The organism is Actinomadura sp. WMMA1423, from assembly GCF_006547145.1.
Classification (GTDB): domain Bacteria; phylum Actinomycetota; class Actinomycetes; order Streptosporangiales; family Streptosporangiaceae; genus Spirillospora.
Genome location: NZ_CP041244.1, coordinates 696973 through 722421, shown reverse-complemented (window position 1 = coordinate 722421; position 25449 = coordinate 696973). Strand labels below are relative to the sequence as shown.

Below are 25449 nucleotides of genomic sequence, written 5' to 3'. Positions count from 1 at the left end.
TCCGGGAGAGAAGGATCATGAAGGTTCCGGTCGCTGAACTCACCCGCCCGCTCGGAAGCGGCACCGTCCGCTACCACTGCCCGGTCACCAGGTGCCGCTGGCATTGGGACGAGCGGCCCGGCCTCGAACCGTCCGGCCCGATCCCGCTCCCCATCAACTTCACACCCGAGAACCTCGACCAGGCGCTCACCGCCATGGCCTGCAAGCTGGCCACAGCCCAGGCCCGGCGCGTCGAGACCGTCCTACGAGCGCACCTCACCCTCGCCCACCCCGGCTACCTGAAGGACCAGCACCAATGAACGAGCCCCTGGTGAAGTTCCTGCGGGCCCAACTGGACCGGGACGAGCGCATCGCCCGAGCGGCGATCGCTGACGACGGTGGCCAGGACGGCGGGTTCGAAGACGCAGCCTGGCTGGACGACCGAACCCACCCGCTGTGCGCCCGCATCGCCACCGACGCCGCCAACCTGATCCGCGCCACCGCAGTTCCCCGCCGGGTGCTGGCCGAGGTCGCCCACAAGCGAGCCGTCCTCGACCGCCACGACTGGTGGATCAACCGCCCCACCGAAACCGACGCCGAGCTACACGCCCGCTGTGCGCACCCGGACTACGAGTACGAGACCACCGAGGGCCCGCGGAAAGCGTGGGACGAAGCCGACGAGCCGCCGGACGGTCCTGACGGCAAGCCGGACCCCTCATGGGAACGGAACGTCGAAGAGGGCCGGGACGGCTGGGAGCGGTTCGACTACATCGAAGAGTCCTACTGGCGTCGCCGCCTCCCACCAGAGAAGGCCGCCGAGAGGCACCGCCGGATGGAGCGACCGCCCCGCGAACTGCTGGAGCTGGCCGCGATCTACGCAGACCAGCCCGGCTACCGGCCCGAATGGCGTCCCTAACCCCGCTCGACCACCGCCCGCCGCCGAGGGGAGCCCGCATTGACAGAACCCGCCGCCACCATCCCGACCAGCCCGGCCGAGGAACTCGCCCAGCTCGTCCGCGAGCTCGTCGACGAAGTCACCACCGACGAAGCCGTCACCCGCTACAAGGACGTCAACCGAGGCGCCGGCCGCACCGTGACGGTCGTCGACCCCGACGCGCGGCACCGCACCCGCGACGTCGGCCTCCTCGACCAGCTCCACGCCATCAAGTCCGCGAAGGCGACCGTGCCGGTGAAGGTGTACCAGTGGGCCAGTGCTCACCGCGGCCCCGACGGCGTCGGCTGGGACGACCGGTGCGGGGCGGCGCGCCAAGGCCTGCGGTGCTCGCACGGGAAGTGGGTCCACGCCCGTACCGAGCAGCGCCCCGCCGCACGCCTCGGTGTCGTCGCCGGAGGCGCCGCCGTCCCCGGCGGGTCACCCGGATGGGACCGCGACGGCGCCCTCAACCCGCTGCGCTCCCTCGGTTTCGAGTCCGCGACCCCCGCCACGTCCGCGGTCGAGTTGTACGACGACATCCGCCGCGGTATCGACCGTCTCCGCCGCGATCTCCGCCACGCTGCCGAACGAACCTGGGGCGGCCGCAAGGCCCCTTCGGCGGCGCTCCACGAGTGCGTCGGGCTGCTCCTGGACGTCGACGACGACACCGCCCGCGACGCCATCCGACAGGTGCGGGGGTGGGTGTCGACGTGCCGGATCTTCCTCGGCTACGACGCCCCCATCGTCCGCCTCAAGGACCTGGTGTGCGGCGCCTGCGGGGGAGACCTTCACGTCCGCGCCGACGCCTCCACCGCCGTCTGGTGCGCTGGCTTCCCGGCCGCCACGGTGCACGGGCCGGGCGGTCCCTGGACCGAGTGGGGGCCGGTCGAGTACCCGGCCGAGCCCGGCTGCGGCGAACGGTACCCGCGCGGGTCGTGGATCAGGCTCCTCGAACAAGCAGCGAAGGCAGGCTGACATGAACGATCTTGTTCAGTGGCTCGGCGTGCAGCTCGACGCCGACGAGCGCTGCGAGCGCATCAATACGAGAATGCCGTTCGGCCTTTGAGTAGTCCGCGAGGGTGACGGCCTCCTAGTCAATTCAGGCAGTTATCAAGATCCACAGATCCTTTCTGGACGGATCGCTCGTTTCGGGCATGCAGACTGTTTCGAGTCCGAGCCCCCCGCCGTGAACGAAACGGAGCACGGATGACCGAAAACCTCTCCGACCTCTACGAGCTGTTCGTCGAGTGGGTGTTCGACCACTCGAATGACAACCCGCTCGGGGAAGTGGAAGTGGCAGGGTTCGGCAGCATGCACAACCTCACCAGCGAGGCGTGCTGGACGCTGCTGAGGCACTGCAAAGAGCGCGGCTTCGTGGACGACAAGCACAGCACCCTCGGGACCCCGGTGGCCAACATCACGAACTACGGCCGCGAATGGGCCGAAGCGCGTAAGAGCCGCCGTGGCGACAAGATCCAGCGGAAGATCGCCGCGCGCAACGGTCTCCTGGTCTGGCTGTGGGAGCAGAAGGAGGCGGGGAGAGGTTATCCGCTCGTCGACAGCTTCCGTAAGAGCCCAAAGGCCAAGTTTGAGGGCGACATCCTCTCGGAGAACGAGATTGACCGAGCGGCGGCATCGCTGAGGGATAGCGGCCTGATCCACGGCGTCGAGGTCGCTCAGCGCCGTGGCCCGGTACGGGCAGAACCGACCAACGAAGGCGACCGTTGCATCGAGCAGTACTCGGGAGACGTCATGGCGTACGAGCAGGCGAAGCACAAGGCCGGCACGAACATCACGTTCGGCGGGGACAACAAAGGCGCCTTCGCTGTCGATAGCCAGCACTTCGAGCAGCACGTGACCGTCTTCGAGGGCGAAAAAGTCGCCCAGGTCATGAGTGTGGTCGAGCAGTACCGGCAGGCCAAGCCGACCATCAACCTCCCCGCCGAGGCCGAGGCTGAAGTCGTGGAAGTCCTGGAGGAGCTGGAACGGGAGGTCAACAGCGGCACCCCGGACGTCGGGCGGATCCGGCGCGGCCTTCAGTTCGTCGGCGCGCACCTGAACACGGCTGCTGCCGGAGCACTCGGCAACCTCATTGCCGCCGGCGCCCTGGAGTTGGCAGCGTCGTTGGGGTGACATGCCCCTGAAGAGTGCCGCTGGGGAAGTCGTTGCGCGACATGATGATGGTGGTGGTCGTCTCTGCTGCTGCCACGGGCAACCGTGGCACCCGGGTAGCCGGCGGGGGAGCACGACCCGTTCGAGACGGGTCAGAGACACGGTCCGGGTTGGTGCGAGCCGTCCCGCGCTCAGGGCACGTGACTGCCGTGACCCGAAGCTGAGTGGAAACGGCGTGGCCCGGGGGACCGGTCTCCGACGCGGCCGTCACGGGCCAAGGAGACCGGTCACCAGCCGGAGTCGTGGATCTCGCGGAGCAGGGAAGTCGCGAGCATACAGCCGATGATGGCGTTTGCTTCGGTGAACTGGACTGCGGAATGAACCGCGTGGCTGGTTGCGTGGCGATTGAAGGTGTCCGGAATGGGGTCCCTGCCAGAGGTGTACTTGCGGAGCGCAGGAACAGCAGGGGTGAGGACACACCCAGCCCGGAACTCGGCGATGTCGATGTCGTCATGGACCCACCGGCGCTTCAGGCGCTTCGCGGTCTTGTCGTGGTAGAAGAACTCGCCGAGGCTCTCCGGGAAGAGAACCCCGTTGCGCATGATGTGACGTAGCAGTTGGTCGAAGACGTTGGCAGCGTGCGACTGGGCCGGTCCATCGATCCCTTGAGCCAGCGCAGCCAGGGCATCCTGAATCGCTGCCCGGTGCCCTTGGAGATCGGGGTGCGTGATCTCCTTGAGGGTCTCGGTGCAGTCCTCGATCACGTCGCCTCGGTGGGAGACGAGGAGCGCTCGCCTTGCGTCCTTGTTCTCGGCGAGGAGCAGCGCGTTGACCAACTCGCTGTGGGGGACGTAAGCGAGGGGCAGCCCTTCCTCCTTCATGATCGTTTCTGCAGCGTCGAACAGGTCGAGGTTGAAGATTCCGTTCTCGTAGAAGCACCGGTCGCCCCAGTTCGGCGGTTCCCAGTCGTCGGGGATACCGAGGTCGAGGGGGATCCGCAGCCGAAAGTCCTGCAGCCAGGATTCGGTGATCTTCCCGAAATCGATCAGCAGCTCATTGTGGGTGCGGAGGATGAGGCTGGTGTCGACCAGCGGATACTTCGGCACGGGAAACCTGAAACCGATAGGTCTGATCTTGAAGCCGGCCCCTTGGAAGGCGTCGGCGAGAGGACGCGCTGGGCGCTCCGTGCGTGGCGCAGCTTCTTCGGGGGGAACGGCGCTCTCCTGAGTCGCAGTCTCCTCTGACTCTTCCGAGTCGCCCTCTGGGGCGTCAGATTCCATAGCAAACCATGATGCTCCGGATTCTTTAGCCATACATAGCGAATAAAGGCTTCGCGGTCGGAGCGGTTCGGGCGCCCCGGCGGCTGGCGCTCCTTCAGGTCGGCGGCTCGCCATCCGTGTGATGGTCACCCTTCGTGCTGGGCAGTGTCCCTGGCGTTGCCAGGTGGCGCTGCGCGTCCGGTGTGCTGATTGACGGCTTAGCTGCTGCTCGGCGTCTTCCCTTGCGCTCGCCGTCTGCTCGCCTTCGCCTCAATCGTGTTGACAAGGTTGCTACATAGAGTTACTTTGTTAATACGGAAGAAGCAAAGTTCTGGACGGGAGGCACCCCATGGCCATCGACGTGAACGCCGCGTTCGCCACCGAGAAGACCGACCAGCTCAACGCCAGACGCACCGCACGCGAACAGCAGATCAAGGCCCACACGGATCGGATCGCCTGGCTGGAGTCCGAGGTCGCCGAAGGCCGCATGACCCAGATCGCCCCCAACCGCTACCGCGTCACCCAAGGTTGGGACGCGGGCGAGACCTTCACCGTCAACCGCAACGCCGCAGGCCACATCGCCGCGATCGTCGCCGACCACGGCCTGGACACCACCGCCACCGGCGACGTCGCCCTCTACACCGCCGTCCCCGCCTGGCACAGCCTCGGCAACCACATCCCCGGCGGCACCTCCGACATCACCGAAGTGCTCCGCCTCGGCGGCATCAACTGGCAGGTCGAGAAGCGCCCCGTCCGCTACTCCTTCGGCGGCGACCTTCACGTCATGGGCGACCAGTACGTCACCCTCCGCGACGACACCGGCGCCCCCCTCGGCGTCGTCGGCCGCAAATACACCGAGATCCAGAACCGGCGCCTGTTCACCTTCCTGGAAGACCTCGTCGCCCGCCACGGCGTGATCTGGCAGTCCGCCGGAGCGGTCCGGGGCGGCCGCCGCGTGTTCGTGTCCATGCGCGTCCCGAGCAACGTCACCGTCGACCCCGGCGGCATCGCCGACGAGATCGCCCTGTTCATCGTCGCGATCAACTCCCACGACGGGTCCTCGTCCGCCCAGGCGGTCGTGACCCCGTGGCGGCCCGTCTGCGGCAACACCGAGCGGTTCGCGGTCCGCGACGCCAAGTACCGCTGGACGATCCGCCACACCTCCGGCGCGCTGGACCGCATCGACGAGGCCCGCCGCACCCTCGGCCTCACCGTCAGGTACGCCGACGCGTTCGCGGCCGAGGAGACCGCGCTGGCCCGCACCGACCTGGCGCTGGCCGAGTTCCACAAGGTGATCGCGGACGTGTGGGAGCCCACCGGCGACGACGACAGCCAGCGGGCCCGCAACAACGAGGCCCGCCGCACCGAGCAGCTCGTCGCGATGTTCCGCGCCGAGGAGCAGCGGGCGGGCCGCACCGCCTACGCCGCCGAGCGCGCCATCACCGACTACCTCGACCACGTCGCCCCCAAGCGGCCCGGCAAGTCGATGAGCGAGGAGATCGCCCGCGCGACCGCGCTGGTCGAGGGCAGCGACGACGCCCTCAAGACCCGCGCGCACCGCCGCCTGATGACCCTCGTCCGCCGCTGACCACCGTCCCCGGGGCCGGGTGCGGCTGGCCCCGGGGACGGTCCCACCCCGAGCCGCACACCCCACCAGGAAGGAACACGCCCGATGCCCCCGAACCTGACCGACGAGATCCAGGCGACCGCCTGGCAGGTGCCCTCCGAAGAGCACCTCGGCATCGTCTACACCGTCACCCGCACCCCCAGCGGCGAGATGACCTGCACCTGCCCGCACTACCGATTCCGCCGCCCGAGTGACCCGCACATCGACGACAAGCACGTGGAGAAGGTCCGCGCCTTCCTCGCGCTTCAGCGCGCCGGGCTGGGCGGCCTCCTCGCCGCGCTCACCCCGGCCGACATGACCGCCCTGGCCGCCGCCTCCGACGCCATCGCGCGCCTGGCCGCAGAGAGCCAGCGGTGAGTATCCGCGTGGTCTGCGAGGCCGAGGCTGTCACCCTCACCTGGACGCTGACCGAGGAGCACAGCCACCGCTTCACCCGCGAGGACCTCGAAAACGCCCTCGACGAGAACGGTTGCCTCGACCCGGACGAACTGGCGTCGCTGTGCGCGGAGATCGAGGGCGACGACACCTACGACTACACGCTCGACCGCTCCATCACCGAGATCAAGCCCGAAGGGCTGGAACTGGTCGCCTGACCCGCCGGTGGCCGCCCCCGCCCCCCGCCCGGGACGGCCACCGGCCTCCACCCCATGCCCCGAAAGGACAGCGACACATGACGAACTGGAACCGCGTCCCGGGCCCCGTAATCGGCCTGCTGCGCCGCCTGAAGGACATCGAGCACAGCGACGGGTCCTGGCCCGGCTCCGACACGGTCAACACCGTCAACAGGTGGCTCACCGACCACGGCGTCGCCCCGGAAACCCCGGCCGAGGACCTCCCGCCCGCCGACGACCCGCCCCACCGGTACCGGCGCCTCGTCGAGGTCGAATGCACCTCGCACTGGCCCCTCGACGCGACCGACCTCGACCACGCCATCACCGGCGCGGTCACCGGCACCGGCGTCCGCGTCGAGCACGCCGACCTCGCCGAAACCATCTGGGTGGAACTGACGGCCACGGCCGCCACCAAGCCGCCCAGGTGACACGACGCCGACCAGGCCCCGGGGGGCCGACTGCACGTCGCCCCCCCCCGGGCACCCCGCGCGACACAGCACAAAAACCCCGAGGAAACACCACATGGCCGTCACCACGAACGACGACGTCTACGCCATCAACAAGCTGACCGGCTTCCTGCTCCCGGAGCTGCGCGGGCCGGGCCGCCCGCCGGTCACGGCCGGCGAGGCTGCCGAGGCCCTCGCGCACCTGGCCGACGCCGCCCACCGCAAGCACATGGCCGGGCCGCTCGGCGGCGAGGTCCTCGCCGCCTGGGCAAGCAACCCGCCGAGCGCGGGCCGCGCCGGCTGACCCGCGCGGCACCTCGTCCGCCGGGCGTCGGCCGAACCGTCGGCGCCCGGCCCGCGCGCCGCCCCGCTCGAGCGCCAGCCCTGCGTCCGACATGGAGAGGAACCGTCATGCCCACCGCGACACCCGCCCGCCCCCTACCGCCTCACCCGGCCGCGGCCGCCCTACACTTTGCTTCTCCTGCACTAACAAAGAGAGGCGGCGCCATGGGCGAAGACCGCCCGCTGGGCGACCCGGACAAGGAGTTCTGGACCGTGGCCGACGTCGCCGCCTTCCTGGGCGTCAGCGCGGACACCGTCCGGGTCTACCGCTCCCGCCGGCGCGGCGAGCTTCCCAAGGAAGACGACCGCTTCGGCCAGTCGCCGGTGTGGAGACCCCTCACGATCCTCAACCACAAACGCCCAGGCCAGGGAGCCCGCACCGACCTGCAGGACCACTCGGCCGAGGCCGCGGAGCCGGGCCGGGTGACGGTTCGGGTGCTCCTCACCTTCGGCGACACCGCCGAACTCATCACACCCGACCACGACCACCGCGCCCCCCTGCGGATCCCCGCGGACGTCATCGCCTCCGACGCTGGCCTGCCGGCCAACGAGCTGCCCGGCAGGTTCTTCACTGCGGTGCGGGCCGGCGAGGGATACCGGGACTTCCGGCTCCTCAACGATCCGCGCCTCTGAGCGCCCCACGAGCGGCGAGGCGCGCGGCAACAGCGAAGGGGCCGATGCCCGAGGCTGCGGCCCCGGGCATCGGCCCCTTCATGTCGAGCAAGGCAGATGCCTCAACAGGTGGACTCAGGTGGGGCGGCCGCCCCCCAGGCAGCCGAACACCACTCTCTGCTATCTCTTCCGCGGCCGGCCGCCGCCGACGCCGCGTCCCGGACGCTCGCGCAACTGCTCTTCCAACGCGCCGCGCCGCAGGTGCGGCACGCCGCACACCTCGACGAAATCGACCAGCCGGCCCGTGTGGCGCTCCTTGGTCACCGTCGGGTGCGCGACCCCGCGCGCGTCGGCGATGTCCCGCTCGTCCAGCAGATCATCCGGGTGGCCGGGCTCGGGCAGCGGCGGCAGCGGCCGACCGTCGCTGTACGCCTCGACCTGGGCGCGGTCGTACAGCAGCTTGCGGCGGCCGCGGTTCACCGGCGCGGGGAACCCCGGCTCGCCCGTCACCCCCTGGTTCCGGAACGTCTGATAAGCCATCCCGAGCAGTTGCGCCGCACCTGCGGCGTCCACCACGGCCCGGCCCTGCGGGATCACGGCATCTCCCCGTACTCGCGTAGCGCCGCGACGGCGGACTCGTACGGCCGGGTGAGGTCCGGTGCCCACGACAGGACCGCTGCGGTCTGGCCGTCCTCGCGGATCTCGAACCGGCACCGGCCGGCCCCGCCGGCTGCGGCGGCCTGGCGGTACCGCCGCTCGCACTCAGCGTCCAGCTCACCGACGGCGGCATCCCAGTCGTCGGCCTCGCCGAGCCGGCGCCCGGGCGCGCCGGTCTCCCAGATCTCGAACATCTCTCCTCCTGCGTGTGGGTGCGTATGTCACTGTGCGGGCCTGCGGGCTTCGGGGGCCCGGGGTTCCGTGTTTGTGGATAACCGTTGGGGAGAGGCGGGGGCGGGCGGGTGCCCGCCCCCTTTGCTGTCATCCCGGGCCGTCCCCGAACAGCCGGTCGGCGATCCGTTCGGCGATCATCGGTTCGTAGATGTGGACCGGGTAGAGCTCCCAGAGGTCGGCGGCCAGTTCGTAGGCGTGTCGCCACACCTGGTACTGGACCTCCCAGGCGGCCCGGTCGTCGCAGACGACCGTGAACTGGCGCATCTGGACGATGACCTGGCCGCACCCGCTCGGGCTGTAAAGCGGCCCCTTGCCGGTGATCACCGGTTGGAACTCGTACGGCCAGTCCTGGAAGTGGACCGCCGCGGTGATCTGCGGCCGGACCGCGAGGTAGGACCGGGCGCCTTGGTCGTTGAACACCTTCCGGCCGACGAGCCGGGCTTCGATCCACGCCCTGAACACGGCGCTGACGGCGCGCCGGTCGGAGAGGGTGATGGCCGCTCCGGGGATCAGGACCTGTACCGCCGAGTCGGTGCGTTCGGTGGTCGCCTCGTGCCAGCCGACGAGCCGGACCGCGAGGGATACCTCGTGGGTGGACGTTCGCTTCCCCATGGATTCCTCCACTGTTGAGTTGTCAATCTGCGTTCGCCGGGGTTCGGGGTCTCACTCCCTCGCCCTGACATCACTAACTATACCATGAATCTGTACTCGCGGAAACGGATAGGGCCACCAAAGCGGCCGCGATTTCGCTGCCGGACCATTCCCGCTAGGTACAGAAACATGGTATAGTTAGTGGTGTCGGGACGGGGAGTGAGACCCCCGGACCGGCACCCGCAGATTGAAAACTCAACAGTGGAGGAAGTCCGATGGACTACCGCGACGACCGGGACGACCTGCTCGCAGAGGTCACCCTCAAACTGGTCACAGCCTTCGGGTTCGTGATCAAGGCCCTGCAAGGCCTCCCGATCCCCATCGAGATCCCCGCGACGGTGGACCCCTACCTCAGCGCCGATCTCGAAGGAACCCTCACCAGGGCACTCGCACTCCTCAACGACATCCCCATGGACACCAAGCACCGCGAACACGTCCGGGGACTGGTGATCGACTGGATGACCGCAGCCGATTACCTCTTCCAAGTCGAGCAGGACTTCGAGTGGTGGAAAGTCGAGTTCGTCGTCACTCAACTCACGCGGATCATCATTCGCTGGGACGTGATCCTGGACCTACGAGGCCACCAGGACTGAGTGACCCGCCGCCCCGGCCCCGGCCGGGGCGGCACCTCCTCCACACGAGCCCAGCTGCGGAACGCGAAACGGGGCCGGCGGTACAGGCGCGAACGCCTGGTGAGACACCGCCGGCCCCATCGCAGATTGACCCCTCAACAGAGTCACCGCCCAGAATACGGCCGCCCCCGCCGATCCGACAGCCCCACGCCAGATCTCACAGCTTCCACGACGGCCCGTCGGTGATCCGCTCCCCGTCGAGATCCGTCGGCGCGTACTCGGCCAGGGACGGCCGCTTCCCCTTCGGTACCTCGAACAGCACCCAGCCCCGCATGCACCTGCCCGGGCGGAGCGTCTTCTCGAACCCGGCGCCCGGGAACAGCGGGACCGTGAACCAGTCGTCCGACCAGGAGTTGACCGGGTCGATCGTCGTGTCGTCCGGGTAGGTCAACGACCACGGCTCCCACGACACCGTCGAGGGTCCCGGCCCCTTGTCCAGGCAGACGCGGACGTCCAGGCCCGCGAAGACGTATCCCTCACGGTCCGGCGGGAACCGGCTGCTGAGCGGCTGCCGGAACGCGAACACTGCCGCGCTGGACCTGTACTCGCCAGTCTGGAGATGCACAGGCTTCCCCAGCCGCGGCGTCTCACTGGGGGACGGGGCCGGCGGCGCGGCAGGCTTCGGCGAGCTCGGCGCCGCCGGCGCAGCCGACTTGCCACTGGAGGACCCACACGCTCCGAGGGTGAGGCAGAGCGCGCCGGCCAACGCTGCGATGCCTGGGGCGACCCAGCGGCGACTTGGAGTAACCACGGACGAAGCGTGCCTTACGGCCGGCAGGCAGTGGGCGTTGTTGCCGGTAGCGGTCAGGAAGGCAACTCGATCCAGCGGCGGACGTCTGTCACTGGTCGGGTCGGTCAGCGCCTCCGGCAGCATCACGCCCATCTGTTTCGGACGCCAGCGCGACGTCGAGCCAGACACGCAATGCTCGCTGCAACGCGACCTCGTACCGCGCGTCCCTCCAGCCGTAGTGGACCAGGAACCGCTGCATCATCGCGGTGTATACAACCAATGGGACTAGAAGCCGTGTGGCGACCTCGATGGAAGAGTGTCGCACCTGCTGGGCCACGACTCCGGGCCGTGTTGCCTGCTGAAGGTCCTCGGGTGGCCCCAGTAGTTGCAGCAGGCCATAGCTCACTCCGTGTGCGTGGGCTGAAAGTAGTCGGTAGACCATGTGGCCGAACTGCTTTTCGCCGGTGTACGCCTGGAGGCATACGTCGGCGAGGGAGCCGACTCTTGGTCTTGGCGTATCGAGATACGCGGCTTTGTACTTCCGTGCACGGTGGACCTCAAAGGAGTGTTGCTTCGCAGAGCGAAGGATCTTCTCCTCTTGGTCATCTTGCTGGGCATGGGTGCCGTCGATGCCGCTAAGAAGCGCGCGAGCCTCGTTCAGGCTGTGGAGGCGTTCGTTCATGTGTCGTCGGACGCGCTCGCGTATGGGCAGCCCAGGGCCGAGCAGGTCCCATGCTCGGGCAGACGTTTCCAGCGCACCGCGTGCAACCGTGTACGTCCCAAAAATGCCCCCGCCACCCGGCATGCGCAGCACGGCTGCCAAGGACTGCAAATGGTCCGTCGCGGAGGTGACGAGCAACCTGGCCGCGAGAGTCGAATCAAGGCCTGGGTTGCTGCTCCAGTCTCCCTTCAGCTTTATCCCTGCGGCTTCGTCTGTATGGGCAGGGGACAAGAGTCGAGGAGCGCCGTTCGCCTCTGTCATAGCAATCACGGCCTCCGCCAGGAGGTCAAGGCCGTCGGCCATGACATCGAATGCGGACCGTGGAGGAGTTGACATGGTTCGAGCATATGCGCCCGTATTTGAGAAAGCTCGTCATTTAAGTCGTACGCTGAGCCCTCCGCAGGAGGCCGCAACGCCAAAGGCCGAAGTCCGGGAGAGGTGCCAGAGAGCAATCACTGACGCATCATGGGGGTGTGATCGTCCGACTCATCCCCGGCCACGGGATCCTCGCCGACCGCGAAGCCCTCTCGGTGGAACACAGCCGCTCCCAGGCCACCATCCGCGCCCGGTGCCGGCCCGCAGCATGCGACGTCGCCACCCGCAGGACCCTGTACTGGTCGCATGAAGTACGCGAAATGACACTCGCCACACCGAAGCGGCGCCGGAAACTTGCGGAAACGGATGTCCTTATAGCACCCTGATCGCAGTACCACCCGTGTCTCCAAAGCCCGGCCCTCGAGCCGGGCTTTCGCATGCCCGGGCCGCCCCGCAGCCCCAGGCCGGACCAGCCCCACCCGCGACAACCCGGGCGGGCGCTAGAGCCGCGTGCCCGCCCGGGCCGCCAGCAAGACACCGAAAGGCCCGCGAAGCCATGACCCGCGACCCCGCCCAGTGCCGCCCCGGCCGCCCGCTCTGACCATCCCTTCGCCGGCACGCCCGGGGGAGGTGCACCGTGGCCGTTGACCTCGCATGGGAGTACGCCGCGCGGCAGTTCGACCCGCCGCCGGTCAGCCCCTACCTCCGCAATCCCGTGGGATGGGTCCAGAACCGGCTCGGCGGCTACCTGTGGTCGAAACAGCGGGAGATCGCCGAAGCGGTCGTCGACCACAAACGGACGGCCGTCAAGTCCTGCCACAACGCCGGGAAGTCCCACATCGCGGCCCAGATCGCATGCTGGTGGATCGACGTCCACCCGCCGGGCGAAGCCTTTGTGGTCTCGACTGCACCGACCTACGCGCAGGTCCACGCGATCCTCTGGGAAGAGATCCGCAAGGCCGCCAAGAACGCCAAGGGCGAGCCGCTGCCCGGCCGGGTCCTTCAATCGGACGAGTGGAAACTCGACGACGGCACCCTCGTCGGGTGGGGCCGCAAGCCCGCCGACCAAGACCAGCACGGCTTCCAGGGCATCCACCGCAAGTACGTCCTGGTGGTCATCGACGAAGCCTGCGGCGTGCCGGAACAGCTGTGGACCGCCATCGAAGCGATCACCACCACCGACACGTGCCGGATCCTCGCGATCGGGAACCCCGACGACCCCAACACCGAGTTCGGGAACGTCTGCAAGCCCGGCTCCGGGTGGAAGGTCATCCGCATCAGCGGATACGACACCCCGAACTTCACCGGCGAGGACGTCCCCGACAACGTCCGGGACCTGATGCTGTCCCCGGAATGGGTCGAGGACAAGCGCAAGCGGTGGGGCGAGAACTCACCACGATTCGTCGCCAAGTGCCTCGGCGAGTTCCCCGAGATCGGCGACGACACCCTCATCTCCCCGCGGTGGATCGAAGCCGCGCAGGCCCGCGCGCTGGAGCCCGGCCCCCACTCGGTTCTCGGTGTGGACGTCGCCCGGTTCGGGGCGGACGAGACCATCCTCGCCCTCGCCCGGGGGCCCGTCGTCCGGGTCGTGGGCGAGCATGCCAAGCAGCGCACCACCGAGACCACCGGCCACGTCATCGTCGCCAAACGCGAACACGGCGTCGACGAGATCCGCGTGGACGGTGTCGGCGTCGGCTCCGGCGTCGTCGACCAGCTCCTCGAGGCCGGCCACGACGTCGTCGACATGCAGTCCGGTGCCGCCGCGCTCGACTCCGAGCACTACGCCAACGCGCGCGCCGAGTGGTGGTGGGGGCTGCGGCAGCGGTTCGAGGACGGCGACATCGACATCGACCCCGATGACGACGAGCTCGCCGCGCAGCTCGGCACGGTGAAGTACAAGTTCACCGCCCGCGGCCAGGTCCTGATCGAGTCCAAGGACGACATGAAGAAGCGCGGCGTCCCGTCCCCGGACCGGGCGGACGCGGTGATGCTCGCCAAGGCACACGTCCCGCCACCGGATGAGCTGGTCGAGGACGAGGACCTCGACGAAGAGCTCGACTTCGAGATTAGCCCGTACTGAGCAGCCCGAGGGGGTGGCCGTGCCCGTCCTCGACCGTCTTCAGGAGACCTTCTACCGGGTGACCGGCCGCACCGAGCTGGCTGAGGCTGTGCGCGCTGAGCGGGCGATGGTGTCCCACCTCACCGAGACGCTGTCCGATCTCGAAAGCCGGATGAACGAGCCGGGCTGGCAGCGGCTCACCGCCATGGCGGACCAGGAGTTCAGCCGGGACGGGCTGCGGCAGATCACGGCCGTGTGCCGGATCATGGCCCTGAAGAACCCACTGATCAAAAGAGGGCTGTCGCTCCGCGCGAGCTACGTGTTCGGGCAGGGCGTCCAGACCTCCGCCCGCGCGCAGGGCAAGCGGCCGGGGGAGCAGGACGTCAACGACGTCGTCCAGCGGTTCCTGGCCGACCCGTCGAACCGGCGAACGTTCTCCTCCCTGGGTGCGTGCGAGGACCTGGAGCGGGCCCTCGGGAGCGACGGGAACCTGTTCTTCGCGCTGTTCACCCGACCGAAGACCGGCCGGGTGCAGGTGCGGACGATTCCGTGGGACGAGATCACTGATGTGATCACCAACCCGCAGGACCGCAGCGAGCCGTGGTTCTACCGGCGTGAGTGGTACGAGGAAGAGCAGACGGGTTCCGGTGTCGTGGACCGGCGCCGCATCGCCTACTACCCGGCGCTCGGCTACCGGCCACGCCTCCGCCCCCGCCGCATGTCGTTCGCCGGGCAGGGCGACGGCGGTCTCGTCGAGGTGTTCTGGGACGCCCCGGTCCTGCACGTCGCCGTGAACTCGCCGCTCCACTGGAAGTGGGGCATCCCCGACTCCTACGCCGCCGTCGACTGGGCTCGCGCTTACACCGAGTTCCTGACGGACTGGGCCCGCCTCATCAAGTCGTTGAGCCGGTTCGCGTGGCGGCTCACCACGCCGGGCCGCAAGCAGGCGCAGGCCCGCGCACGCATCGCCGCCGCGCCGAGCCACGACCGCCTCACGGGGGAGCCGAACTCCGCCGGCGCGACCGCGATGCTGCCGCCCGACATGGCCCTGGAAAGCATCCCCAAGAGCGGCGCGACGATCGACTCCGAGTCCGGGAGGCCGCTCGCCGCGATGATCGCCGCCGCGCTCGACCTCCCGGTCACGATGCTGCTTGGCGACCCCGGCGTCACCGGCTCCCGCGCCACCGCACAAACCCTCGACCAGCCCACCGAGCTGGCCATGCAGATGCGCCGCGAACTATGGACCGACGTCCGCCGCACCATCCTCGACTACGTCATCGACCAGGCCGTGAAAGCCCCGATGGGCGCCCTGTCCGGCACGGTCACCCTCGACGAGGACGGCCTCGAACGCATCGAACTCGACGGCGACACCGACCGCACGGTCGACATCACCTGGCCCGACCTCGATGACGTCAACCCCGCCCAGGTCATCGAGGCCATCACCCTCGCCGACCAGACCACCTACCTGCCGCCTCTCGTGGTGGCGCGTCTGCTGCTGGACGCCCTCGGCGTGAAGAACATCGACGAGATCATCGACCAGCTCACCGGCGACGACGGAGAGTTCCTCTCACCGCAGGGTTCGCTCGGCGCGGCGGGGCAGGCCGCGATCGATGCGTTCAACCGCGGCGAAGACCCTGCCGGAGCGCTCGGCCAGAAGCGGGCAGGGCTCCGGCGAGACAACGACCCCACGGCCAAGGACGCCGAGGTCCCCGAGCCCGCGAACGCCTGATGCCGCCGACACCGGCGACGCTTCAGGCCGTCGCGGCCGACCGCGCCGCGACCGACACCCGCCTCGACCAGGTCACCCGCGACCTCACCGCCGCCTGGGCGACCTCGTGGGCAGCGCAGGACGCGCAGCTCACGGCGATCCTCGCCGGGCTGGTCGCCGCGGCCGCCGCAGCGTGGCCGACCCGCCGCCAGCTCAACGCCTCGTTCCGGCTCCAGATCGCGTTCGCCGGCCTCCAGTTCACGTTCGTCCGGCTCGCCGACCTCGCCGCCGCGCTGATCGAGACCGCCGCGCAGGAAGCCGCCAGATCCGCGGCCGCCGCACAAGCCGCCATGATCGTCTCGCAGCTACCGCCCGGGGTGGGCCTCACCGACGGCGTCGCCGCCCTCGCCGACGACGACATCACCGACCTCGCCCGCCGTGCGCGCAAGGCCGCGGCCGAGACGCTGCAGTCGATGCCTGGCCAGATCGGCGATGCGATCCGCGGCGAGGTCATCCGCGGGCACCGCTCCACTGACCCGCGGCGCGCGATCGAGCAGGTCCTCAACGGCGCGCAGCAGCACTCCAGCGCCGCGCTCGCCCGGACGCTCCTGGTCGCCCGCACCGAGATCATGGACGCGCACCGCGCCGCCGCCCAAGCTACCCAGGACACGGCCGCGGACCTGCTGTCCGGCTGGGCTTGGATCTCCCGCCTGGACACCGATGTATGCCCGAGCTGCTGGGCGCTGCACGGCACGACCTACCCGCTGTCCGAACCGGGGCCGCTCGACCACCCCGCCGGCCGCTGCCGCCGCGTCCCCGTCCTCAAATCCTGGGCCGACCTCGGCCTCCCCGGCACTGAGCCCACCGACGCGACCCCGGACGCCGAGGCCGTGTTCCGTGCGCTGCCCCGCGCCGACCAGCTCCGCATCATGGGCCCCGGCCGGCTGCACCTGCTCGACACCGGCCAGGTCGCCTGGACAGACCTCGCGCGGCGCCGCGACAACCCCGGCTGGCGCCCTTCGTACACCGTCGTCCCGCTCAAAGACCTCACCTGAGGAGGAGCAGCATGGCCACGCGCAAGACCGACACCAGCCAGAACCGGACCCCGGCCAAGAACAAGGCCAACGAGAGCAAGGCCTCCGAGGACAAGGCGCCGACCGAGGACCAGAAGGCGTCCGAGAGCTACGCCGACCAGGCCAACAAGATCGCGGTCGACGCCCGCGCGTTCAGCGAGGACACCCGCGCCGCCCTCGACGACCTGGTCGACCGCTGCAACGACCTCAACCAGACCGACCCCGGCGACGACCACGCCGCCGCCGACGCCGTGCGCCGGCTGCCCATGGCGTGCAGCGACGCCGCGGCCGCGCTGCAGGGCCTCGCCCAGGCCGCGGCCGAGCTCGCCAGCAGGACGGTCCGATGATGACGCTCGCAGCGCTCATCATCGCCGTCATCGCGCTGGTCTGGGCCGCCGTCGACCGCGGCTGGCAGCTCGCGCTGCTGGCCGCCGCCGTCGTCCTGCTGGCGCTGGCTGGCCTTCCCGCCAGCGGCGACTGGATCCGCTAGGAGCCGTCGCCGTCCTCGCGCGGTTTGAAGAAGTAGACCGGCTTTCGACGCTGGACAGCCCGCTGGTGCTCCGCCTCGTTCGGGCAAGTCCGCTCGGTGACGCGGTCATAGAGCACAACCCCGTTCACCACCGGATGCTCCGGCATTCCCACAGCCCCTCGGGGCACTGCTCTTCATCCATGCGGCGACCGTACGGGGCCGTCCCACCTAGCGTCGCGTCCTCGACCACGCAGCTCACGCCCCATACGGAGGTCTGACCATGGACCGGCTTACGCTCAACGAAGCGTTCCCCACTGCCACCCTCACTCCGAAGGGCGACGGGTCCGGCCGGTACCGAGTGCTCCTGATCCGGGCGGGATGGGGCTCATCGGGCTATTACGGCCCCGAGGTACTGGAGCGCGACGGCCCCAAGGTCTGGCCTGCAGGCACCCAGCAATACCTGGACCACCCGACCCTGACCGAGTCCGCCGAGCGGCCGGAACGGTCAGTGAAGGACTGGGCAGGCGTGTTCGTCTCCGACCCCGTCTGGGACGAGGCCGAGAACGGTCTGGTCGCGGACGTGCAGGTCTTCCCGCAGTGGCAGGAACTGCTGAACCCGACGTTCGCCGAACACGTTGGCCTGTCGATCAGGGCCACGGGTGTCGCAGAGCACGGTGAGGCCGAAGGGCGTGAGGGCCCGATCGTGAAGTCCCTGAACGAGGGCATCTCCGTCGACTGGGTCACCCGCGCTGGAGCGGGTGGTCGGGTGCTGGAGCTGATCGAGTCCGCCCGCGAGCAGACCGACGCCAATGCTCAGGCCGTGCGGCTGTGGGAGGCGAAGTACGACGCCGCCCAGATGAAGGCCATGCTCGGCAAGGGCCACGCGATGAAGAACCCCGACGGTGACCCCGCGTACCCGATCGCCGACGAGCAGGACCTCCGCAACGCGATCCGCGCGGTCGGTCGCGGCGGCGCCGACCACGACAAGATCCGCGCGCACATCATCAAGCGCGCCAAGGCGCTCGGGAAGAGCGACCTGATCCCCGCCGACTGGACGAAGTCGTCGGCGAAGGAGTCGGCCGTCCCGCCCAGCCGCGAGGAGCTGCGGGAGGCCGGCGCCACGATCGGGGCCCGGATCGAAGCGCGCACCCACACGGCCTTCACGATCCTCGCCGACGACATGTACTGCGACGGGCGCCTCACCCGCGACGAGCGCATCACTCTCTCCTCGGCGCTTGGGGACGCGCTCGGCACACTCGTCGCCCGGCTGGAGAAGGACGCGCCGCAGCTGTATCAGCGCGGCCCCTGGTCCTTCCCGCCCGACGAGGACGGCGGGCAGGAGCCGATGTCGGAGGCGGGGAAGAAGCCGCCCTTCCTGTTCGCCAAGAAGGACGACGAGGACACCGGCGATGCCGGCAAGGACGCCCCCGCCGACGGTGAGGGCGAGGACGACCCGAAGGCCAAGAAGGCCAAGGCCAAGGACGCGCCGGGCAGCAAGCCCGCGCCCAAGACGATGAAGGAGGGCGCGATGCCCGAGATCAGCGACGAGCAGCTCAGCACGCTCAACGAGGCTGCCGCGACCAAGACCCGCCTCGACGAGGCGATCGGCCGCCTGGACCAGGCGGCGCAGCTCATCGAGTCGCAGGGCCAGAAGATCGAGACGCTGGAGACCGCGCTCGCCGAGGCCGGCAAGCGCGACCAGGCCCGCGACAACCTCGTGCGCGCCCGCACCCTGTGCGAGGCGTCGCTCGCCACGTCCGGGCTGCCGACGCAGGCGCACCCCCGCGTCCTGCGCGAGGCCACCGTCACGCTCCCGACCGGCGACGACGGCGCCCTCGACGAGACCGCCTTCGGCGAGGCCGTCAAGACCGCGATCCAGGACCACAAGTCCTACCTGGCCGAGCTGGACGAGGCCCGCGGCTACGGCCTGCCCCGCGGCCTTACCTCCGACCCGACCCCGGCGGGCGACAGCGACGGCGACCTGGACAAGGCGCTGGCCGAGTCGCTCCAGGACATCGGCATGACCGCCGACGAAGCGAAGATCGCGGCCACGGGCCGCTGAAGGAGACAGCAGCATGGCGAAGAACGAGGTCTTCAAGCAGGGCGCCGACCTGTCGGTCACCTGCTCCCACCCCACGTCCCCGGTGTCGGGCGACCCGGTCCGCTACGGCGAGCTCGTCGGCGTCGCCACCACGACCGAGGACGCCAACGGCAAGACGTCCGTGACCTTCCAGGGCGTGCACCTGCTGAGCGTGAAGGGCACCACCGGATCCGACTCCGCGGTCGCGCCCGGCGACAAGCTGTACTACGTCGACGCCAACGACCCGCCGATCTCCAAGACCTCCAGCGGCCGGTTCGTCGGCCACGCGGTCGAGCCCGCCGGCTACACCTCGGGGAACCTCATCGCGGCCGGCGCGACCGGCACGATCCGGGTCCGCCTGTCCAACTGACCGTCTGACCGCCCCGGCGGTCTCCTCTCTTCTCCTCGCCTCCGCCCCCACGGGTCCGGGGGCTTTCGCATGCCCTCGGCGCGGAGCGCCCGCAGCAGAAGGATCACCCATGGAAATCCTCGACCTGATCGAGAGCTACAACCACAGGGACGCCTCCGAGCGCGCCCTGTACGCCCGGGAGGGCCGCCGGGTCCGCGGCGGCCGCAACGACCCCAACTACAAGCGGGCGCTCCTGGAGGCCGGCCGCCTGTACGCCGACGTCCTCAACGGCCGCCAGAAGGTCGACCGCCTCCAGGAGGCGATGACCACCAGCGACTTCCAGTACCTGTTCGCCGACATCCTCGACCGGCAGCTCCTGGCCAAGTACCAGCACCGGAACGTGATGTGGGACCAGATCGCCCGCCGCGGCCGCGTCCGGGACTTCAGGAAGGTCAAGCGGTTCACCCTCGACGGCGGCGAGGCCGTCCTGGACGAGGTGCCGCAGAACACCGAGTACCCGGCGGCCGCCGTCACCGACGGCAAGTACGAGTACTCGGTCAAGAAGTTCGGCAAGCGCCTCCCCTTCACGTGGGAGGACTTCATCAACGACGACCTCGACGCGCTGCGCGACATGCCCGACCGGCTCGCCAACTCCGCGAAGTTCTCCGAGGAGAAGTTCTTCACCACCCTGTTCGCCTCCAGCAGCGGCCCGAACGCGACGTTCTACTCCTCCGGCAACGCCAACCAGGTCACCGGCAACCCCGCCCTGGGCATCGAGGGCCTGAACACCGCGTTCCGGGTCCTCGCCGCGCAGAAGGACTCGGACGGCAACCCGATCTACATCGACGCCGTCACCCTGGTCGTGCCGCCGGCGCTGGAGATCACGGCGCTGAACATCATCAACGCCACCGAGATCATCGCCGCGGCTGGCGGCGGCGACGGCACCGGCAACAACCAGCTCCGCGTCACCAACTGGATGCGGAACAGGGTCAAGCTGGTCGTGGACCCGTGGCTCCCGATCATCGACTCCACCTCGGGGAACACCGCCTGGTACCTGTTCGCCAACCCGAGCGTGGGCCGCCCGGCGATGGAGATCGGGTTCCTCACCGGGCACGAGACCCCGGAACTGTTCATGCAGTCCCCGAACGCCGTCCGCGTCGGTGGCGGTGCGGTCGACCCGATGGACGGCGACTTCCGCACCGACAGCATCGACTACAAGGTCCGGTATGTGTTCGGCGGGACGCTGATGGACCCGAAGTCCTCGGTGGCCTCGAACGGTTCCGGTTCGTGACAACCCTCGCGATACGGGCAGGCAGGCGGCAGTGAGCACGCTGCCGCCGCCGGTCACGGTCACCGACGTGTACCTCGCCGCGATCCACGACCGGCTGGGCGAGATCCGTGACCGGCTCCCCGCACCCGCGCCGGACCCGGCCGAGGGTGAGCCGGTGGAACTGCGGGAACCTGCGCCACCGGCCACCCCGGCCCGGCCGCTCACCGAGCCGGCCCGCAAGCCCTCCGCGCGCAAGGCACCCGCACAGGCGGGCGCGCCGCGCACCCGATCCAGGAAGGGGGCCTGACGTGGGCTCCACTGCCAAGGGCCAGCCGAACGGGCTCGCCACTCTCGATTCCGACGGCCACGTCCCCGCCGCCCAGCTCGGCGACGCGGGCGGCCTCAGCCAGGGCGACGCCGTCGCCGACGTCGCCACCGCCAACGCGGACGCGACGTACGGCCAGCCCGAAGCCGACCTGATCAACGAACTGAAGACCAAGCTGAACTCGCTGCTCGCGTCGCTGCGGGCCGCCGGGATCATCGAGACCTGACGAGCATGGGCGACGACGAGCAGGTCGTGGTGTACCTGGGGAACCGGGCCGCGGTCGACATCCGCCGCGGCGACGACGGCACCGTGACGCGGACGCCACTGCCGGAAGGGCGGCGGTGCACCACCGTGCGGCCCCCGGCCGGGACATCGCTCGGTGAGATCTTCACGACGATCACGGCGCCGGGTGGGGCGTGGGCGTACCACTCCGATGGCGCGCCGGCGTGGGTGGCGTCCACGAACCCGGCGGTCGCTCAGTTCCTCGCGGCGCACTACCGCTGCGAGGTCCGCGACCCCGAGCCGGACGAGGAGGGCTGAGGGATGCTGACCAACGGCGGCCGGGATCACGCGCTGGCGTGCGTGTACGGCACCAGCGCGCAGCCCGCCGCGGCGAACTACATCGCCCTGACCGCGAACAGCACGTCGCCGTCGGCGTCGAACACGTCGCTGTCGGGGGAGATCACCACTTCGGGTGGTGGGCTGGTGCGGGCGCAGGCGACGTACGCGCACACCAACGGGCAGGCCACAGCCACCCTCAGCAAGACATTCACGGCGAACGGGTCCGACTCACTGCCAGTGGTCATCGCCAAGATCGGGATCTTCAATGCGGCGTCGAGCGGGACGATGACGAACGAGACCCTGCTCAGCGCGACGGCTACGCTGTCGGCCAGCGGCGACAGCATCACCATCACCGACACCGTCACCGCTTCCTGACCTGGGTGGCGGGGTGGCGGTCTCGGGCGTCGCGACCGGCACTGCCGGCGGAAACGTCCAGACCCTCACCCTCGCCTGGTCCGCCCTCACCGCGACCCCTGCGGCGGGCGACTGCGCGTATCTGATCTGGACGCTCGGGTCCGCGCAGACGGTCACCGGTGATCCGTCTGGGTGGACCCTCGAGGGAACCCGCGACTCCGCGAGCGGGTCGATGCGGAGCCGGATCTACAGCCGGGTCTGTACGGGCTCGGAGTCCGGAAGCATCAGCGTGACGGCGGCGGGCACGAACCGGCAGACCCTCTCGGTGCGGGTGCTGCGAGGTGTCGACACCGCCACCCCCATCCACAAGATCGCGTTCCTGGACGAGACGTCATCGGTCACCTCGCATCCGTGCCCTGCGGTGACGCCCACCATCGCGACCTGTGTGATCGTCACGATGATGGGGGAGCGGTCCTCGTCCGGGTCGACGTCACTGTCGGTCCCGGGCGGCAGCACCTACACCGTGCGCGTCCACTCAGGCTCCGCAGGCAGCGGGTCGGGCGGCACGTTCTCCGGGATCGCCGACGACCTCACCACCAGCCACGCTGCGAACATCGCGGCCACCCCCGACAACCTCATCGGGTCGGCTGCGGTGATCGGGGTGACGACGTGGACGCTCGCGGTCCCCACCGCCGCCGTCGCGTCGACCGGCACCGCGACCGACACCCTCACCCTCACCGACTCCGTGGGCCGCTCGGCTGCGACCGCCCGGACCGGCACCGACACCCTCACCGTCGGGGATGCGGCCAGCGCATCGGGCACCCGAGCGCGCGCTGGCACTGACGCCCTCACGCTCGGCGACGCGGCCAACCGAGCAAGTGCGGGGGCCCGCTCGGCGAGCGACGCCCTCACTGCCACCGACGCGGCCACCGCGGCGACCACCGCCGTCCGCGCTGGCAGTGACCAGCTCACCCTCGACGACAGCCCAGCCCGCGTCTGGGCAGCCTCCCGCCCCGTCACCGAGGGCCTCGGCCTGGCCGACGCCGCCGAGGCCTTCACCGGCCACACCGCGACAGCCACCGACTCCCTCACGGCGGCCGACGCCGCCGCCGCGGCCACGGCCACCAACCGCACCTGCGCCGAAGGCCTCGCCCTCGCCGACGCCACCAGCCGCGCGACCGCGACCGCGCGGACCGCCGACGACGGCCTCGAGTTGGGCGACGTGGCCGACGCCTTCACCGGGCACACCGTGACTGCGGACGACACGCTCACCGTCACCGACACCGCCGCGCGGATCCTCGCCGCGCGGGCGCCGGTGGCCGACACGCTCACCCTCACCGGCAGCGCTACCGCCGTGGGCAGCCGCACCCGGACCGCCGACGACGGCGTGGTGCTGGACGACACCGCGACCGCCACCGTCACCCTGTACGCCGCCGCGGTCGACATGCTCGCCCTGGCCGACGCAGCCGTCGGCAGCACCACCGGCGCCCCTCCACCAGACGTACCCGGGGCCATCGCCGTCACGGCCTCCTCTGCCGCGCTGACGGTGACCGCGCGCACCAGCCTGGCGGCCACCGCGACCCCCCGATCCCGACTGGAGGTGTCCGCCCGATGACCGTGGGGCTGATCGAGATCGACGCGGGCGACGCCCCCGCGTTCACCGTCGCTGTTGACCCGGCCGACGGCACGACCGCGATGAGCGCGACCATCACCAGCGCGGTCGGCACGCCGACGTCGTTCGCCATGACGACCGGCGACGACGGCGCGACCTGGACCGGCATCGGCCCCACCCTCACCACCCCCGGCGAATACACCGCCGTGTTCACCACAACCGGGACCGGCGCCGGTGTGCAGCACTACACCGTCATCGTCGCCGCACCCCCGCCCCTCACCAGCGATCTGCGCAGGGTGCGGCTGCTCATCGCCGACACCGACCCGACAGCGCGCACGTTCCGCGTGGACGAGCTCGCTGACTTCCTCGCGATGGAGGGCGGAAGCGTCAAGCTCGCTGCGGCGAGCGCCCTCGGGGTCATCGCGACGTCCGAGGCGCTGATCTCCAAGGTCATCCGCACCAAGGACCTCACCACCGACGGCGCGAAGCTCGCCGCGGAGTTGCGGGCCCGTGCCGCCGAGCTGCGCCGCCAGGCCAACGAGGAAGACCCCGAAATCGGCGGGTTCTTCGACGTCGTTGACTTCGTGGACCCGTTCAGCCGCGTGCTCGGGCCTGAGGGCACCGAGCTGGAGTCGTTCTGATGCCGCTCCCCACGACGCGGGTGTTCCACCCTGACTGGAGCCAGCACCACCGTCCGGTCGCGACCGGGACCATGACGGGGGAGTGCACCATCACCCGCGGCGCCACCCAGGTTTACGCGGGCCCGTGCCGGATCATCGCGGACGGCTCCAACGAGGTCGCGATGATCGGCGACCAGAAACTCCTGGTGGTCCGGTACCTGGTGACGGTCCGGTACGACACCGACACCGTGGAGGTCGGTGACGTCGTCACCGTCACCGCAGCGGTCGACGGGGGCCTGGTCGGCCGCACCCTGATCGTCAAGCAAGTCCGCTACGGCACCCAGGAATGGGAGCGGGACCTGTACGCCGACGACCAGATGGCCGGCCTGCCGGTCCTGTCCGACGAGATCACCATCGTCCGGGCGCCGCTGGTCACCGGATACGGCAACAGCCTCGTCTTCGACTGGGCGAACGCGACCCGCACCACCGTGCCGGCCGGGCTCGAGCCGGGCTCCACCATTGAGGAGACCGGCGGCCGCGACAAGGTCACCAGCTTCTACCTGTGCTTCGTCGCCGCCGGCACCGACGTGCGCGTGACGGACCGGGTGGAGTGGGACGGCCGCGTCTGGGAGGTCGACGGTGAGCCGCGCGCGTGGCCGCAGCCCGAGACCGGCGGCGGCCACCACATCCAGTTCCGGATCCGCATCGACGAGGGCGGCTGACCGCCCGCACATTCTGTCCGTTCTCGTAGATTGGTGATCCACATTGGCCAGGACCAGCCTGACGCCGCAGCCGTTCACGACCGCCGGGCTCGTCCCGACCACGGTCACCCCGGACGCCTCCGGCGTGTCGTTCCGCAACAACGGCCGCATGATCCTGAAGGTGACCAACGGCAGCGGCAACGACATCACCGTCACCCCGAAGATCGCCAAGACGATCGAGGGGGTGACCCCGACGTCTCCGGCCCGGACCGTCGCCGCGGGCGCCACGAAGTACCTGGGCCCGTTCGACGAGGGGGTTTACCGGCAGCTCGCCTCGACCGCGGTCATGTACGTGGACTTCTCGGCCGTCTCGTCGGTCACGGTCGCGCTGCTCCAGCACCCCTAG

33 protein-coding genes are annotated in these 25449 nt (G+C 69.9%); 27 read left to right on the top strand and 6 right to left on the bottom strand.

What is annotated here, in order from left to right:
• Positions 1-17 precede the first annotated feature (17 nt).
• The 4 genes from FKD65_RS03720 to FKD65_RS03705 all read left to right on the top strand — a co-directional run bounded on the left by FKD65_RS03720 (position 18) and on the right by FKD65_RS03705 (position 3046).
• Positions 18-299, top strand: a complete 282-nt coding sequence (locus tag FKD65_RS03720; protein WP_141576152.1) for a hypothetical protein — start codon at positions 18-20, stop codon at positions 297-299.
• Complete coding sequence (locus FKD65_RS03715) at positions 296-895, top strand: DUF6221 family protein (RefSeq protein WP_141576151.1); 600 nt, start codon at positions 296-298, stop codon at positions 893-895. Before FKD65_RS03720 ends, FKD65_RS03715 begins: the two co-directional genes overlap by 4 nt.
• Before the next feature lie 39 nt (positions 896-934).
• Positions 935-1888: a hypothetical protein gene (locus tag FKD65_RS43990; protein WP_168220939.1), complete on the top strand. Its 954-nt coding sequence runs from the start codon at positions 935-937 to the stop codon at positions 1886-1888.
• A gap of 231 nt (positions 1889-2119) precedes the next feature.
• Entirely contained in the window at positions 2120-3046 is a 927-nt protein-coding gene (locus tag FKD65_RS03705; protein WP_141576150.1) for a hypothetical protein, read from the top strand.
• A gap of 266 nt (positions 3047-3312) precedes the next feature.
• Here the strand turns inward: FKD65_RS03705 and FKD65_RS03700 are convergent, their stop codons facing one another.
• Positions 3313-4305, bottom strand: a complete 993-nt coding sequence (locus FKD65_RS03700) for a hypothetical protein (protein ID WP_141576149.1) — start codon at positions 4303-4305, stop codon at positions 3313-3315.
• Positions 4306-4633: 328 nt separating this feature from the next.
• Between FKD65_RS03700 and FKD65_RS03695 the strand changes: the two genes are divergently transcribed.
• From FKD65_RS03695 to FKD65_RS03675, 6 genes are all read left to right on the top strand, one after another.
• Positions 4634-5872: a DUF932 domain-containing protein gene (locus FKD65_RS03695; RefSeq protein ID WP_141576148.1), complete on the top strand. Its 1239-nt coding sequence runs from the start codon at positions 4634-4636 to the stop codon at positions 5870-5872.
• A gap of 84 nt (positions 5873-5956) precedes the next feature.
• Positions 5957-6268 carry a hypothetical protein gene (locus FKD65_RS03690; protein ID WP_141576147.1) on the top strand — a complete coding sequence of 104 codons (312 nt, stop codon included), beginning with the start codon at positions 5957-5959 and terminating at the stop codon, positions 6266-6268.
• Entirely contained in the window at positions 6265-6504 is a 240-nt protein-coding gene (locus FKD65_RS43985) for a hypothetical protein (protein WP_168220938.1), read from the top strand. The genes FKD65_RS03690 and FKD65_RS43985 overlap by 4 nt, the downstream gene beginning before the upstream one ends.
• Before the next feature lie 77 nt (positions 6505-6581).
• On the top strand, positions 6582-6950 hold the full coding sequence (locus tag FKD65_RS43980) for a hypothetical protein (protein ID WP_168220937.1): 369 nt from the start codon (positions 6582-6584) through the stop codon (positions 6948-6950).
• Between the two features lie 94 nt (positions 6951-7044).
• The gene (locus FKD65_RS43975; protein WP_168220936.1) at positions 7045-7272 is read left to right on the top strand and encodes a hypothetical protein; all 228 of its coding nucleotides are present in this window, start codon (positions 7045-7047) and stop codon (positions 7270-7272) included.
• Positions 7273-7475: 203 nt separating this feature from the next.
• Positions 7476-7943: an AlpA family transcriptional regulator gene (locus FKD65_RS03675; protein WP_141576145.1), complete on the top strand. Its 468-nt coding sequence runs from the start codon at positions 7476-7478 to the stop codon at positions 7941-7943.
• A 159-nt stretch (positions 7944-8102) separates the two neighbouring features.
• Here FKD65_RS03675 and FKD65_RS03670 read toward each other — a convergent pair whose 3' ends face one another.
• The 3 genes from FKD65_RS03670 to FKD65_RS03660 all read right to left on the bottom strand — a co-directional run bounded on the left by FKD65_RS03670 (position 8103) and on the right by FKD65_RS03660 (position 9425).
• The gene (locus tag FKD65_RS03670; RefSeq protein WP_141576144.1) at positions 8103-8519 is read right to left on the bottom strand and encodes an AlpA family transcriptional regulator; all 417 of its coding nucleotides are present in this window, start codon (positions 8517-8519) and stop codon (positions 8103-8105) included.
• Positions 8516-8773, bottom strand: a complete 258-nt coding sequence (locus tag FKD65_RS03665) for a hypothetical protein (protein WP_141576143.1) — start codon at positions 8771-8773, stop codon at positions 8516-8518. The genes FKD65_RS03670 and FKD65_RS03665 overlap by 4 nt, the downstream gene beginning before the upstream one ends.
• 127 nt (positions 8774-8900) lie before the next feature.
• Complete coding sequence (locus FKD65_RS03660; RefSeq protein ID WP_141576142.1) at positions 8901-9425, bottom strand: hypothetical protein; 525 nt, start codon at positions 9423-9425, stop codon at positions 8901-8903.
• Positions 9426-9679: 254 nt separating this feature from the next.
• On the opposite strand from FKD65_RS03660, the gene FKD65_RS03655 reads away from it, so the two are divergent.
• Entirely contained in the window at positions 9680-10057 is a 378-nt protein-coding gene (locus FKD65_RS03655; RefSeq protein WP_141576141.1) for a hypothetical protein, read from the top strand.
• A gap of 196 nt (positions 10058-10253) precedes the next feature.
• On the opposite strand, the gene FKD65_RS03650 is transcribed toward FKD65_RS03655, so the two are convergent.
• Together FKD65_RS03650 and FKD65_RS03645 are read right to left on the bottom strand one after the other, a co-directional pair.
• On the bottom strand, positions 10254-10661 hold the full coding sequence (locus FKD65_RS03650) for a DUF4352 domain-containing protein (protein WP_141576140.1): 408 nt from the start codon (positions 10659-10661) through the stop codon (positions 10254-10256).
• Positions 10662-10935: 274 nt separating this feature from the next.
• Complete coding sequence (locus FKD65_RS03645; RefSeq protein ID WP_141576139.1) at positions 10936-11850, bottom strand: hypothetical protein; 915 nt, start codon at positions 11848-11850, stop codon at positions 10936-10938.
• Between the two features lie 649 nt (positions 11851-12499).
• Here FKD65_RS03645 and FKD65_RS03640 point away from each other — a divergent pair.
• From FKD65_RS03640 to FKD65_RS03570, 16 genes are all read left to right on the top strand, one after another.
• Entirely contained in the window at positions 12500-13942 is a 1443-nt protein-coding gene (locus FKD65_RS03640; protein WP_141576138.1) for a hypothetical protein, read from the top strand.
• 19 nt (positions 13943-13961) lie between these two features.
• Positions 13962-15650 carry a hypothetical protein gene (locus FKD65_RS03635; protein ID WP_141576137.1) on the top strand — a complete coding sequence of 563 codons (1689 nt, stop codon included), beginning with the start codon at positions 13962-13964 and terminating at the stop codon, positions 15648-15650.
• Positions 15650-16684, top strand: coding sequence for a phage minor head protein (locus tag FKD65_RS03630; protein ID WP_141576136.1), 1035 nt, complete (start codon positions 15650-15652; stop codon positions 16682-16684). Before FKD65_RS03635 ends, FKD65_RS03630 begins: the two co-directional genes overlap by 1 nt.
• An 11-nt stretch (positions 16685-16695) precedes the next feature.
• Complete coding sequence (locus FKD65_RS03625) at positions 16696-17049, top strand: hypothetical protein (protein ID WP_141576135.1); 354 nt, start codon at positions 16696-16698, stop codon at positions 17047-17049.
• Positions 17046-17192 (top strand): hypothetical protein, encoded by a 147-nt coding sequence (locus FKD65_RS43970; protein ID WP_168220935.1) that lies wholly within the window; start codon positions 17046-17048, stop codon positions 17190-17192. Before FKD65_RS03625 ends, FKD65_RS43970 begins: the two co-directional genes overlap by 4 nt.
• 259 nt (positions 17193-17451) lie before the next feature.
• Positions 17452-19233 carry a hypothetical protein gene (locus tag FKD65_RS03620; RefSeq protein WP_141576134.1) on the top strand — a complete coding sequence of 594 codons (1782 nt, stop codon included), beginning with the start codon at positions 17452-17454 and terminating at the stop codon, positions 19231-19233.
• 13 nt (positions 19234-19246) lie between these two features.
• Positions 19247-19621 (top strand): DUF2190 family protein, encoded by a 375-nt coding sequence (locus FKD65_RS03615; RefSeq protein ID WP_141576133.1) that lies wholly within the window; start codon positions 19247-19249, stop codon positions 19619-19621.
• A gap of 109 nt (positions 19622-19730) precedes the next feature.
• Positions 19731-20891 carry a Mu-like prophage major head subunit gpT family protein gene (locus FKD65_RS03610; RefSeq protein WP_141576132.1) on the top strand — a complete coding sequence of 387 codons (1161 nt, stop codon included), beginning with the start codon at positions 19731-19733 and terminating at the stop codon, positions 20889-20891.
• 31 nt (positions 20892-20922) lie between these two features.
• A complete protein-coding gene (locus FKD65_RS03605) occupies positions 20923-21177 on the top strand; it encodes a hypothetical protein (RefSeq protein WP_141576131.1) in 255 nt (84 codons plus the stop codon).
• Position 21178: 1 nt separating this feature from the next.
• The gene (locus tag FKD65_RS03600) at positions 21179-21421 is read left to right on the top strand and encodes a hypothetical protein (protein WP_141576130.1); all 243 of its coding nucleotides are present in this window, start codon (positions 21179-21181) and stop codon (positions 21419-21421) included.
• Positions 21422-21426: 5 nt separating this feature from the next.
• Positions 21427-21735, top strand: a complete 309-nt coding sequence (locus tag FKD65_RS03595) for a hypothetical protein (protein ID WP_141576129.1) — start codon at positions 21427-21429, stop codon at positions 21733-21735.
• 3 nt (positions 21736-21738) lie between these two features.
• Positions 21739-22131, top strand: a complete 393-nt coding sequence (locus FKD65_RS03590) for a hypothetical protein (protein ID WP_141576128.1) — start codon at positions 21739-21741, stop codon at positions 22129-22131.
• A 13-nt stretch (positions 22132-22144) separates the two neighbouring features.
• Positions 22145-23725 carry a hypothetical protein gene (locus tag FKD65_RS03585; protein ID WP_141576127.1) on the top strand — a complete coding sequence of 527 codons (1581 nt, stop codon included), beginning with the start codon at positions 22145-22147 and terminating at the stop codon, positions 23723-23725.
• A complete protein-coding gene (locus FKD65_RS03580; RefSeq protein WP_141576126.1) occupies positions 23722-24363 on the top strand; it encodes a hypothetical protein in 642 nt (213 codons plus the stop codon). The genes FKD65_RS03585 and FKD65_RS03580 overlap by 4 nt, the downstream gene beginning before the upstream one ends.
• Positions 24363-25064 carry a DUF6093 family protein gene (locus tag FKD65_RS03575; RefSeq protein ID WP_141576125.1) on the top strand — a complete coding sequence of 234 codons (702 nt, stop codon included), beginning with the start codon at positions 24363-24365 and terminating at the stop codon, positions 25062-25064. The genes FKD65_RS03580 and FKD65_RS03575 overlap by 1 nt, the downstream gene beginning before the upstream one ends.
• A 43-nt stretch (positions 25065-25107) precedes the next feature.
• Positions 25108-25449 (top strand): hypothetical protein, encoded by a 342-nt coding sequence (locus FKD65_RS03570; RefSeq protein WP_141576124.1) that lies wholly within the window; start codon positions 25108-25110, stop codon positions 25447-25449.

Coding starts and splice junctions, on each gene's coding strand:
- FKD65_RS03675 (WP_141576145.1), top strand. CDS start 7,476: ATGGGCGAAGACCGCCCGCTGGGCGACCCGGACAAGGAGTTCTGGACC.
- FKD65_RS03620 (WP_141576134.1), top strand. CDS start 17,452: ATGGACCGGCTTACGCTCAACGAAGCGTTCCCCACTGCCACCCTCACT.
- FKD65_RS03630 (WP_141576136.1), top strand. CDS start 15,650: ATGCCGCCGACACCGGCGACGCTTCAGGCCGTCGCGGCCGACCGCGCC.
- FKD65_RS03590 (WP_141576128.1), top strand. CDS start 21,739: ATGCTGACCAACGGCGGCCGGGATCACGCGCTGGCGTGCGTGTACGGC.
- FKD65_RS03610 (WP_141576132.1), top strand. CDS start 19,731: ATGGAAATCCTCGACCTGATCGAGAGCTACAACCACAGGGACGCCTCC.
- FKD65_RS03575 (WP_141576125.1), top strand. CDS start 24,363: ATGCCGCTCCCCACGACGCGGGTGTTCCACCCTGACTGGAGCCAGCAC.
- FKD65_RS03695 (WP_141576148.1), top strand. CDS start 4,634: ATGGCCATCGACGTGAACGCCGCGTTCGCCACCGAGAAGACCGACCAG.
- FKD65_RS03580 (WP_141576126.1), top strand. CDS start 23,722: ATGACCGTGGGGCTGATCGAGATCGACGCGGGCGACGCCCCCGCGTTC.
- FKD65_RS03655 (WP_141576141.1), top strand. CDS start 9,680: ATGGACTACCGCGACGACCGGGACGACCTGCTCGCAGAGGTCACCCTC.
- FKD65_RS03700 (WP_141576149.1), bottom strand. CDS start 4,305: ATGGAATCTGACGCCCCAGAGGGCGACTCGGAAGAGTCAGAGGAGACT.
- FKD65_RS03645 (WP_141576139.1), bottom strand. CDS start 11,850: ATGGCCGACGGCCTTGACCTCCTGGCGGAGGCCGTGATTGCTATGACA.
- FKD65_RS03665 (WP_141576143.1), bottom strand. CDS start 8,773: ATGTTCGAGATCTGGGAGACCGGCGCGCCCGGGCGCCGGCTCGGCGAG.
- FKD65_RS03625 (WP_141576135.1), top strand. CDS start 16,696: ATGGCCACGCGCAAGACCGACACCAGCCAGAACCGGACCCCGGCCAAG.
- FKD65_RS03660 (WP_141576142.1), bottom strand. CDS start 9,425: ATGGGGAAGCGAACGTCCACCCACGAGGTATCCCTCGCGGTCCGGCTC.
- FKD65_RS43970 (WP_168220935.1), top strand. CDS start 17,046: ATGATGACGCTCGCAGCGCTCATCATCGCCGTCATCGCGCTGGTCTGG.
- FKD65_RS43980 (WP_168220937.1), top strand. CDS start 6,582: ATGACGAACTGGAACCGCGTCCCGGGCCCCGTAATCGGCCTGCTGCGC.
- FKD65_RS03720 (WP_141576152.1), top strand. CDS start 18: ATGAAGGTTCCGGTCGCTGAACTCACCCGCCCGCTCGGAAGCGGCACC.
- FKD65_RS03690 (WP_141576147.1), top strand. CDS start 5,957: ATGCCCCCGAACCTGACCGACGAGATCCAGGCGACCGCCTGGCAGGTG.
- FKD65_RS03715 (WP_141576151.1), top strand. CDS start 296: ATGAACGAGCCCCTGGTGAAGTTCCTGCGGGCCCAACTGGACCGGGAC.
- FKD65_RS43975 (WP_168220936.1), top strand. CDS start 7,045: ATGGCCGTCACCACGAACGACGACGTCTACGCCATCAACAAGCTGACC.
- FKD65_RS03705 (WP_141576150.1), top strand. CDS start 2,120: ATGACCGAAAACCTCTCCGACCTCTACGAGCTGTTCGTCGAGTGGGTG.
- FKD65_RS03615 (WP_141576133.1), top strand. CDS start 19,247: ATGGCGAAGAACGAGGTCTTCAAGCAGGGCGCCGACCTGTCGGTCACC.
- FKD65_RS03595 (WP_141576129.1), top strand. CDS start 21,427: ATGGGCGACGACGAGCAGGTCGTGGTGTACCTGGGGAACCGGGCCGCG.